Raw genomic sequence first — 12,101 nt, 5'->3', positions numbered from 1 at the left:
ATAGAGCCTACAAAAGAAATAAAGGTGGACAAATTTCCATTTTGGGTGAACATATAGCCAAATTGAGTATCCTCGCCAGATTATCGTTTTTCTTTTTTGAGAAGAATACATACCTTTACTAAAGGTCTTAGATCTGTTTATTGATCCCGAAATATATCACCGAACATTGGCTGTCATATAATATCAATTTTTATCTATAAGATGAATTCTTTTAAATCTGAATACAAGGTCAGTCATTAAATCAAATTGCAGGGGCAAATCAGATGTCCAAGCAAAAAAAAAGATGGCATAAAAAAATACATTTCATACGTAACTTTTGTTACCTTTTCATCTTTAATCACCTGTATAACAGAGTAGATTCATAAAATAAAAAACGTCACCAAGAGCCTGTTTAACTGTAATCGCCATGAAAGGTATTTTTGTCTTTTTCATCGTCTTTCTTTCCTGCATAATTTATCCGCTAAAAAATTATGCACTTAATAATACACTGTCGAAATATGTATTCAGTACTATTTCGATTGATGAAGGTTTGCCTATCAATTTCATCGATGATCTGTATAAAGACAGCAAAGGATTCCTTTGGGTCTCGACACAAGGCGGTGGATTATCAAGGTATGACGGATATGAATTTATTAAACTCGATGTAAACAGTTCACCCGTCGCCCTCAAAAGTAATTTCGTAAGAAAGACCTGTGAAGATAATTTCAACCGATTATGGATTATATCCGATTTAGGCTTAGATATTATCGACCTGAAGACAATGCAAAAGAGCAATACCATAACCGAGAACCAGAAAATATCACGTATCGGGGGAAATGATCTCCATTCCGTTCATAAAGACAACAAAGGCAACGTATGGATTACAGGCGATAATAAGATTTACAGAATCAGTTTCGATACATCCGGTACAGTAAAAGACGTACTGACCCTAAACAAAAGATTAAACAAGGGAGACAATACAACTTTTACAGGACTCGTAGAAATTGACAATGAAGTATGGGTTGCAAGACAAGGTATCGTTTATAATGCCACTGTATCGGAAGACGGTATTTTGTTTTTACATCCGGCTCCGGGACTTCCCGATTTTGGAAAAGAATGTACAATATCATCCATTATCAAAGTCAAAAATCATATCTGGATAGGCACAGACAGGGGACTGTTTAAATACAATGCGGCAACGCAGGAATCCAAATGGTATTTTCATTCGGAATATGACCCCGAAACACTTACTCAGAACATGATAACCGACTTTGCCGTCACTCAGGACGGATCTTTTGTAATCAGCACCCTGAGAGGCTTAAACTTTTACGATCCGTCAACAGATAGATTCGAGCGGATCTCGCACACAACAAATACCCAGACAATAAACAGTGACTTTATCAATTGCCTGCTATCCGATGGAAACGTTTTATGGATAGGGACCGAAGCAGGAGGAATCAACAAAATGACTTTACCTCGGCTCATCATTCATAATTATATTCATAATGACAAAGACCGCAGCTCTATTTCGTCTAATCCCGTTAATGCAATTACAGAAGATAATATGGGTAATCTGTGGGTCGGTTCGGTAGAAGGAGGGTTGAACCTGAAACGAAAAGGCGAATCGGAATTCAGACACTACACATACGAAGAAGGGCTTCTCAGCCACAATACAGTGAGTGCCTTGGAAGAAGACGGAAATAATAACCTGTGGATCGGGACATGGGGAAAGGGGCTTAACATACTCAATCTGTCCTCAATAGAACGACCTCATTTCAGGCAAATTATACCGAAATTGAACAACATGGAGCTCACCTATATTTCGAGTTTAAATTACGATAAGAAAAACAACGGTGTATGGATCGGGGCAATGCAAGGTATCTGTTTCTATGATCTAGGCTCAGAACGGATACTATCTCCCCTGCCTAAGGAAATACGAAACCGGAAGAACCTGCCGGGAGCCTTTATCGACAGCAATAATATACTGTGGACGGGTACAGAAAACGGCTTGATAATGATAAACCTCAACACGCTGAATAAACAAACAGTAAAGTGCGCCGCAAGCTACCTCAATCTACAGGACAAAATGATGGATGACCTGTTCTTGAAAAACGTCACAAGCATCTACCAAAGTAAAGACGGAAAAATATGGCTGGGCAGCAAAGGATATGGTTTCTGCATATTGGAAAAAACAGACGGCAGATGGAAACACCGCTTATATACCACCAATCAGGGGTTAGCAAATAATATGGTCTTGGGCATACTCGAAGATCAGCATGGAACTATGTGGATGAGTACAGGCTACGGGATATCTTCTTATAACCCTCAAAACAACCGTATAGTCAATTATACAAAAAACGACGGGCTGAATGAACTCCAATTCTATTGGAACGCCAGCTATAAGTCTCCGTCAACCCATGCCATATATTTCGGCAGTATGAATGGATTGACCGAGATTCAGAATAGACAGCAACCAGCATACAGCAAACCTCCACGAGTGGTATTTACTAAACTTCAGGTTTTAAACAAAACAGTCTGGACAGAAACAGGTAAATATCTGCATGAAGACATTTCTTACACAGACCGGATCAGCTTGCACGAAAATGATAAATCTTTTTCGGTGGAGTTTTCTGCCCTGGATTATGACAATCCGCAGACAGTAGCTTATTCGTACCGCTTAGTGGGATTCGACAATAAATGGGTGGATGTCCCGAGCAACCGCCGTTTTGCCAGTTTCACCAACCTTCAACCCGGAACATACACTTTACAGGTACGGAGTATATCGCCGGACAATAAGCCGGATAACGGAAATATAACAGAACTCACGATACAAATACGACCCTATTTTTATAAAACATTCTGGTTTATATCGTTATCAGTATTAGTTTTAGCTTTTATAATATTCCGACTGTACCGATGGAGAATATCCATGCTGAAAAAACAAAAAGACGAACTGCACCATAAAGTGATAGAACGGACAAAAGCATTAGAGAATCAAAAACATTTACTTGTAGATCAGGCAGAGGAACTGAAACGCCAGAATGAAATACTTATCGAACAGAATGGGAAGATCTTAAATCAAAGGAAACAATTGATTAAGATGTCCGATAAAATACAGGAGGCCATGAATGATAAGGTTAACTTTTTCACAAATATCACACATGAGTTCCGTACCCCTATCACTCTTATCATGGGACCTATAGACAAGGCTCTGAAACTTAGTACCAACCCAAGGGTTATAGAACAATTGCAATATGTATCACGTAATTCGAGACATTTACTCTCTCTGGTAAATCAATTAATGGATTTCAGGAAAGTAGAATCGGAACAAATGGGAATAATGCAAACTAACGGCAATTTTGTTACTTTTTTGGATGAACTCATTATTCCTTTTGATGCTTTTGCCTACGAACGCAATATCAGGATATTGAAATATTTCAGACTTGATAATCCCTGTATTATGTTCGATGAAGAAGCAATGCTCAAGGTAATATCCAACCTATTATCGAATGCTCTGAAATTCACTCCCGAAAATGGAATAATCCGTATTTATGTAACCAAAATATCCAACCAGAAGCAAGAACAAAAGCTGTATATCTCGGTCTCGGATGATGGGCAGGGAATAGAAGACAAAGATATAACCCGAATATTCGACCGTTTTTATCAATCTAAAAATCAACCGTCTTACACGGTATCGGGACAGAGCGGAACGGGCATCGGGCTGTACTTATGTAAGAACATCATAGAATTGCAGGACGGTGTTATTTATGCAAAGAATAATCCGAACAAGGGATCTTCGTTCCGTATACTTTTACCCCTCGAAACAGAAGAGGCAAGTAGTGAAACAATCATACGGGAGACAACCGCAGATACGGAAACTCATTCAGGTATAGAGACTGTTGATTCGGATCAACAGACATCTGACAGACTTACCATACTGGTTGCCGAAGACAACATAGATATGAGAAGCTATATATCGTCTATATTATCCGACTATTACCGGATAGTAGAGGCCGGCAACGGAGAAGAAGCAGTATCATTAATGAAACAAGAACGCATTGATTTTATTGTCAGCGACCTCATGATGCCTATCATGGACGGGTTGGAACTTTCGCAGAAAGTAAAAGAGGATATTAACACTTCACATATTCCATTCCTGATGCTGACGGCAAAAACATCAAAAGAAACCCGTCTCGCAAGTTACAGGATCGGAGTCGATGAATATCTCAATAAGCCATTCGACGAAGATGTATTGCTTACCCGCATCCATAATATTCTGGAAACCCGAAAATTATATCAACGCCGTTTTGGGTTGTACATGAACATAGATGACCTTAATATCGAAAAGCAATCAAAAGACGATATATTCCTCAGCAAAGCTCTTGAAATCATAAAAAAGAACTATAAAAACCCTGACTACGAAGTAAGCAATTTTATCCGCGATATGAATGTTTCAAAAAGCCTGATGCACCAAAAGATGCAGACTCTGGCAGGGCAGTCGGCCGGGCAATTCATAAGAAGTTACCGCTTGAATCTGGCTCGTGAAATACTGCTTAAAAATCAGGAAAACAAAAATCTGTCCGTAGCCGAAATAGCATACGAAGTTGGTTTTAATGACCCTAAATATTTCACCAGATGTTTTACAAAACAATTCGGTTTATCACCCAGTGTTTTGTTAAAAAGTAAATTGTGATAGTTAAAAAACAAAGACAAAATTGATCTGCCAAACAATGAATCAAAAACATTAAACAAATGACAAACAACATATTACACAACACAAAAAGAATTATCCATTTAAAGAATTAAAGATCAATAATCGGAAGGAGGCTCAATAACGTTACTACATCTGCATATAAATCCGTACTTTTGTATTGTAAACAACGATAATGTATAAGGGATTGGTTTTAATTAAAAAGACAGCATATATTAGGAATATAACATTTCAATCTATTTTCCGGACAATAAATAATCTATAAAGGCTGGTGTGTCTCATAAGTTATTCACATATTAAGTTTTATCACACCTACAGTTCATAGATTTACCAACAGAATAACCTGCCTGAAAAAGCAGTTTATTATAGATGGAAAAGTTGCGTTTTATAGCATAAAACAGATAAAGAATCCCTCACATTTCAAGTATTTCTAAAACGGAATTTTAACGTTGCAAAATATGCAGCTAATGGGAAGAATCAATTCAAAACAATCAGATTTATTGACTTTCTCCGGCGATATAAAACATATCCCGGAACATTGGTTCTTTTGATTGATTTATATAACACTCTATTTATTCTCTACTTACATACGATTGTCTGTTGCGTGAGCCGCGGCAATCGTATTTTTTAGAGATCCGGCTGGATGTTTTCGATCTTTAACATAAATAATCAGAATCAAATGGAATAATAATAGACTTATATTCCTATTTTTGCTTTTCAGATAAAAAATAAATCTAATATAATTGCATATGGAAAAAACTTGGAGATGGTTCGGCAAAAAAGATCAGATAACCCTCCCTATGCTCAGGCAAATTGGAGTTGAAGGCATTGTTACGGCATTACACGACATCCCTAATGGAGAAATCTGGACTTTGGAAGCGATCAATAACCTCAAATGGTACATTGAAGAAGCAGGACTGCACTGGTCTGTCGTAGAAAGCCTTCCGGTAAGTGAGTCTATCAAATACGGAGGAGCCGACAGGGACGAGCTCATCGAGAAATACAAAACCAGCATAGCCAATTTAGGACAGGCAGGTATCAGAACGGTTTGCTATAATTTTATGCCTGTCATCGACTGGGTGCGCACCGATCTATCTTATCCTTCACCCGATGGAACCACTTCGCTGTATTTTGATAAGATCAAATTTGCATATTTCGATTGTCATATCCTTGAACGAAAAGGAGCTGAAAAGGCCTATACTGCAGAAGAGCTGGAAAAGGTTGAAAGCCTCGCAGCAATGATAACAGAAGCCGAAAAAGAAGCTTTGATTGATACAATCATTGTAAAAACCCAAGGTTTTATAAATGGTAATATCAAAGAGGGAGAGCTCAATCCGGTCGAAAAATTCAAGCAGTTACTCGCTTTATATGACGGCATCGACAGAGATCAATTGCGTCAAAACATGAAATATTTCCTAGAACAGGTCATTCCTGATTGTGAAAAGTACAATGTAAACCTATGCGTTCATCCGGATGATCCTCCCTTTCAATTACTGGGATTACCACGGATAGTTACAAGTGACGAAGATATAGAATGGTTTCTGAAGGCTGTGGATCATCCACGTAACGGCTTAACATTCTGCGCAGGATCACTCAGTGCGGGAATACACAATGATGTTCCGGCTCTTGCCGAAAAGTATGCTTCAAGAACTCATTTTATTCACATGAGAAGTACGAACGTCCTTTCGAACGGAAACTTTATCGAAGCTCCGCACCTCAAAGGGCGCGGACACCTCATTGATCTGGTGCGCATATTCGAAAAAGCTAATCCTAGCCTGCCAATGAGGGTAGACCACGGACGACTTATGCTCGGAGATGAGAATAAAGGATATAATCCCGGCTATTCATTTCTCGGACGGATGTATGCACTTGCACAACTCGACGGGGTGATAGCGACCGTAGATGAAGAATTAATGATTAATGCAGATCTGAAAGAATGAACGAACAATTTAGCATACAAGGACAAGTAGCTGTTGTTACAGGCGGCTATGGTGTTTTAGGATCAAATATAGCTAAACACTTGGCAGAACAAGGTGCTAAAGTCGCCGTATTGGGTCGCTCTAAGGAAAAAGGAGAAAAGTTTGTCTCTGAGCTTCTGGCTAAGGGAGGAGATGCCACTTTTATTCAGGCGGATGTAATGAATATTGCTAGTCTTGAACAAAGTAAGAAAGATATTCTGGACAAGTTCGGACGAATTGATATATTGGTAAATGTCGCAGGAGGGAATGTTCCCGGTGCGACCCTCGCTCCCGATCAGCCATTCTTCGATATGAAGCTGGAAGACTGGGATAAAGTTATCGACCTGAATATGAACGGGACAGTATACCCATGCCAGATATTCGGCAGTGTTATGGCTGAACAGAAAACAGGTAATATTATCAATATTTCGTCTATGGCTGCTCTTTCGGCAATAACCCGTGTACCCGGATATTCCGCCGCGAAGGCTGCAATAACTAACTTTACAGAATGGCTTGCCTGCGAAATGGCTCTAAAATACGGAGACGGAATACGGGTCAATGCTATTGCTCCCGGCTTCTTCATCGGCGACCAAAACAGGGCAGTATTAATTAACCCCGATGGTTCTCTAACAGAAAGAAGCCAGAAGATACTAGCTCAGACACCGATGAAAAGATTCGGAGACATAGATGAATTAAACGGACTAGTACAATTCTTATGTTCTAAAGCTGCCAGCTTCATCACCGGAACAGTCATAGCTGTCGATGGAGGCTTTATCGTATATAGTGGTGTATAAGTTACATTTTATCGGATAAGGAGACCTTAAAGAGGAGAAAAAGTCATTTTTTTCTCCTCTTTTTTTCATCAGAACCTAATCACAGTAACAAATAGATGTTCTTTAACATTAAAAGGAATATCTCTCTGCTTATTCCTTCTTTTTCTTAAATATGTTTTTTAACTTGCGTACACCAGAGTGTTTTCAATAACGATCAACTAAAACACCATATATCATGTTATCAGCAGACTATCAACAATTACGAGACGAATTGGCTAAAACTATCGACCCAAATCGTCTCATTACAAATCCTCTCCAACTATTAGCATACGGTACAGATGCCAGTTTTTACCGACTAATACCCAAATTGGTAGTTCAAGTCCATTCTGAAAAGGAAGCCGTAGAAGTAATCCGCGAAACAGGCAAACGCAATATACCGGTTACATACCGGGCAGCAGGAACAAGTTTATCAGGACAAGCGATAACAGACTCCGTACTGATAGTCGCAACTCATAATTGGAAAAATTACTGGATATTGGACGATGGTCTGAAAATAAAACTTCAACCGGGTATCACGGGAGCTCGAGCCAACATATTTTTGCAGCCATACGGACGCAAAATCGGTCCTGATCCGGCATCTATAAATGCCGCCATGATCGGAGGGATCGCCTCTAACAATGCAAGTGGAATGTGTTGCGGAACGTCTCAAAATTCTTATAAAACAATAGCCGATGTACGTATTGTTCTGTATGATGGTACAATTCTGGATACGGCAGACGAACAAAGCAAGCAAGAATTCACAAACAAACATCCTGAGATAATCGAGGAAATCATAAAATTACGGGACGATATAAAGGCAGACGATGTTCTGTACGAAAGGATCAAACGCAAATTTAAGATAAAGAATACTACAGGTTATAGCATCAATGCATTAGTAGATTACGAAGATCCATTCGACATAATCAAACACCTCATTGTAGGTGCTGAAGGTACGCTCGCATTTATCTCAAATCTCACTTACCATACAGTGATTGACGAGAAGTTCAAGGCTTGTGCCCTAATGATCTTCGAAACTATTGAGAAAGCCTGTGAAGCAGTACCGGCATTAAAGGTCAGTCCTGTATCGGCAGTAGAACTATTAGACCGTGACTCTATCAGGTCGGTCGAAGACGATCCGGATGCTCCCGATTATTTCCGGACAATGCCGGAGACAGCCTGTGTATTACTTGTAGAAATACAGGGAAATACTCAGGAAGAAATGGCTGACAAGGAAGCTGCTATCCGCAAAGGAGTGGAAGCATATCCTACAATACAACCCTATACTTTCACATCCGACCCGAAAGAATACAATTTCAACTGGAAAGCTCGTAAAGGACTACTATCATCAGTCGGAGGGTTGAGACGAACAGGTACAACCTGCCTTATCGAAGACGTAGCATTTCCTGTCGAAAGCCTTGCTCCCGCTGCCCTTGATATAAAAGCCTTATTCAAGAGACTCGGATATAAAGATGCTGTTCTATTCGGCCATGCCCTTGATGGTAACCTCCATCTTACTTTTTCACAGGATTTCACGACAGATGAAGAAGTACAACGCTATGCGACATTGATGGATGATCTGGCTGATATCGTAGTCAATAAATACGACGGATCTCTGAAAGCAGAACACGGAACCGGACGAAATATGGCTCCGTTTGTTGAGCAAGAATGGGGTGAAGCCGCCTATAATATAATGATTCGTATAAAGGACACCTTCGACCCATACAAACTAATCAATCCGGGGGTAATTATCAATAAGAACCCTAAAATACACCTCGAAAATCTGAAACCGCTGCCTGCGGTTAATGAATTGGTTGATAAATGCATGGAATGCGGATTCTGTGAACCGAATTGTGTCGCAGAAGGACTGACATTATCTCCACGCCAACGGATTGTAATTGCCCGAGAAATAGTTCGTTTAAAATCGACAGGTGAAGATGCTACCCGTTTGACACAAATGTTGAAAGACGCAAAATATTTCTCTGATGAAACCTGCGCCACAGATGGTCTTTGCGGCTTATTATGTCCGGTAAAAATCGACACAGGTAAGTTCATTAAAGATCACAGGCATCTCGAGGCAAGCGACAGTGCAAAGAAAAACGCAGCTTATATCGGAAGTCACATGGATCGTGTAACATCAGCCGGACGTGTCGGGCTCAACTTCGTTAACTTCTGGCATACTGTACTGGGCGATAGTTTAATGGGGGGAATAGCCGGAGGTATGCGTAAGATATCAGGAAATGCTATACCCAAATGGAATAAAGATATGCCCAAAGGCGCACACAAAATCAAACATTCTATCGCTAATGCAGGACAAGCCGACAAGGTTGTTTATTTCCCTTCGTGCATAAATAGGACAATGGGCAAATCGAAAGGTTACAAAAAAGACGAAGTAGAACTTACACGCAAAACAGAAGAATTATTGATTCGCGCCGGATTCACCATTATTTACCCCGAGGCTCTGAATGATCTGTGCTGCGGTATGGCTTTCAGCAGTAAGGGATTGAAAGAAGAAGGCTCCCGAAAATCGAAGGAACTCGAAGACGCCTTATACAAAGCCTCAGAAAACGGAAAATACCCTATCCTATTCGATATGAGTCCTTGTTTCTATACATTCCATGAAGCATATACTAATAAGGATCTGAAAGTATACGATCCTATCGAGTTTATGCTTAAATATGTTATGCCCAAATTGGATGTAAAATCACCCAGAGATATAGTAACAGTATTCCCTGTTTGTTCCGTAAAAAAAATTGGTATGGAACAGAACTTACTGAAACTGGCAAAAATGTGCTCGAAAGAGGTTGCTTTCGTTGAAAGTAATTGCTGCGGTTTTGCCGGAGACAGAGGTTTTACTTACCCCGAATTAAACAAACACGGTCAGAGACATCTGGCCGAACAGATTCCCGTGAACTGTACTGAAGGATATTCAACCAGCCGTACTTGCGAAATAGGAATGAGCGAGTACAGCGACATTAACTTTAAGTCTATATTTTACCTGATTGATGAAGTTACCCGATAGGCTCTTATCAATTAAGGTCGCAGACCTTTTTGGTAACTTTACAAGCATAAAAGCAACAGATAGCTATCTCTCTGATATACATCATTAAATACTTTCTGTTAATTAATGAATTATAGACATCTAAAGTACACAACTATTTATTGACTGATAAGACATAACAACCACAAACAGTTGTTATGTTGAAAGGAGTCAGACAATGCTTTCGTTACTTAAAAAATTACGAACTTTTTGGAAATGCCGGACTGATTACTCTTAATCAGTCCGGTTTTTTCTTCTTTATTGATTCACAAAGTAGAAAAATTCAGGCAGATGACCTATTTATAGCACTGTTCTGATTTATATAGTACTATATGCCTTCCGTTTTATTTTAGATATTTGTATGAAGGAAACTATCTATTTACTAAATAATACAAAGCATATAAAATGGAATTACAAGCCCTTCACGAAAAATTTCAATCATTATTTAATACTGAAGGTATAGTTTACACTTCACCGGGTAGAATAAACCTGATCGGAGAACATACCGACTATAACGGAGGTTTCGTTCTACCGGGAGCTATCGACAAAGCAATGTACTGCATAATAAAACCCAATGATACATCGGATAAAATTCGAGCCTATGCTATGGATCTTTCGGAAATGGCTGAATTCGATCTGAAAACACCTCCGGTAAAACAGTGGGCTAAATATATCTTCGGAGTTTGTCAGGAAATGATCAAACGAGAAGCTAAACTCCACGGTTTTGATTGTGTATTTGCGGGAGATGTCCCTCTTGGAGCCGGAATGTCATCTTCGGCGGCACTCGAAAGCTGTTTTGGTTTTGCCATAAACGACTTATTCAATTGCGGATTCGATCGATTCGAATTGGCTAAAATAGGACAAGCCACCGAACACAATTACGTAGGAGTTAAATGCGGAATCATGGATCAGTTTGCGTCTTGTTTCGGAAAAGAAGGTTCATTGATCCGTTTAGATTGCCGTACTTTAGAGTATGAGTATGTTCCTTTCGATCCGAAAGGCTATCGTTTGGTGCTTATTAATACATGTGTCGCTCACGAGCTAGCATCTTCAGCATACAACAAGCGTCGAGAATCATGCGAAAATGCAGCATCATACATCAGAAAATATCATCCCGAAGTAGAATTGCTGAGAGATGCCAATCTGGATATGCTGAAAGAAGTAGCCAACGAAGTTAGTGCCGAAGATTACATGCGTGCTGAGTTTGTAATCGAAGAAATACAACGCCTGCAGGATGCCTGTGAAGCCTTGAAAAATGGAGACTACGAAACCGTAGGTAAAAAAATGTATGAAACCCATATCGGTCTAAGCCGGAAATATGAAGTGAGCTGTGCCGAACTTGACTTTCTGAATGATGTAGCCCGTCAATGCGGAGTTACCGGTTCACGAGTGATGGGTGGAGGATTCGGTGGCTGTACCATCAATCTCGTAAAAGACGAATTACATGATGGCTTTATAAAAAGAGCAACAGAAGCTTACGAACAAAAATTCAAGATAAAACCCAAAGTATACGATGTTGTCATTAAAGACGGAGCTCGCAAACTGGCATAATCAATACAGTTACTTAACCGGACAATAAAAAGCCTAAAACCCTTACATAAACA

Annotated in this window: 5 protein-coding genes; all 5 read left to right on the top strand. The window is 39.6% G+C overall.

Annotated features, from left to right (window positions below; genetic code table 11):
• The first annotated feature begins 406 nt into the window (after positions 1-406).
• The 5 genes from AABJ51_RS14605 (at position 407) to galK (ending at position 12,048) form a co-directional block, all read left to right on the top strand.
• Entirely contained in the window at positions 407-4,672 is a 4,266-nt protein-coding gene (locus tag AABJ51_RS14605) for a hybrid sensor histidine kinase/response regulator transcription factor (protein WP_338373150.1), read from the top strand.
• Between the two features lie 767 nt (positions 4,673-5,439).
• Entirely contained in the window at positions 5,440-6,630 is a 1,191-nt protein-coding gene (uxuA, locus tag AABJ51_RS14600; protein ID WP_338373148.1) for a mannonate dehydratase, read from the top strand.
• Positions 6,627-7,442: an SDR family oxidoreductase gene (locus AABJ51_RS14595; protein WP_338373147.1), complete on the top strand. Its 816-nt coding sequence runs from the start codon at positions 6,627-6,629 to the stop codon at positions 7,440-7,442. Before uxuA ends, AABJ51_RS14595 begins: the two co-directional genes overlap by 4 nt.
• A gap of 214 nt (positions 7,443-7,656) precedes the next feature.
• Positions 7,657-10,479 (top strand): FAD-binding and (Fe-S)-binding domain-containing protein, encoded by a 2,823-nt coding sequence (locus AABJ51_RS14590; protein ID WP_338373146.1) that lies wholly within the window; start codon positions 7,657-7,659, stop codon positions 10,477-10,479.
• Positions 10,480-10,902: 423 nt separating this feature from the next.
• Positions 10,903-12,048: a galactokinase gene (galK, locus tag AABJ51_RS14585; RefSeq protein WP_338373145.1), complete on the top strand. Its 1,146-nt coding sequence runs from the start codon at positions 10,903-10,905 to the stop codon at positions 12,046-12,048.
• Positions 12,049-12,101 lie beyond the last annotated feature (53 nt).

It is taken from the genome of Indolivaga capnocytophagoides (assembly GCF_036511535.1).
Taxonomy (GTDB): Bacteria; Bacteroidota; Bacteroidia; order Bacteroidales; family Dysgonomonadaceae; genus Dysgonomonas_A; species Dysgonomonas_A capnocytophagoides.
The sequence above is the reverse complement of the archived record's forward strand: the minus strand, read 5'-3'. Positions and strand labels throughout refer to the sequence as shown.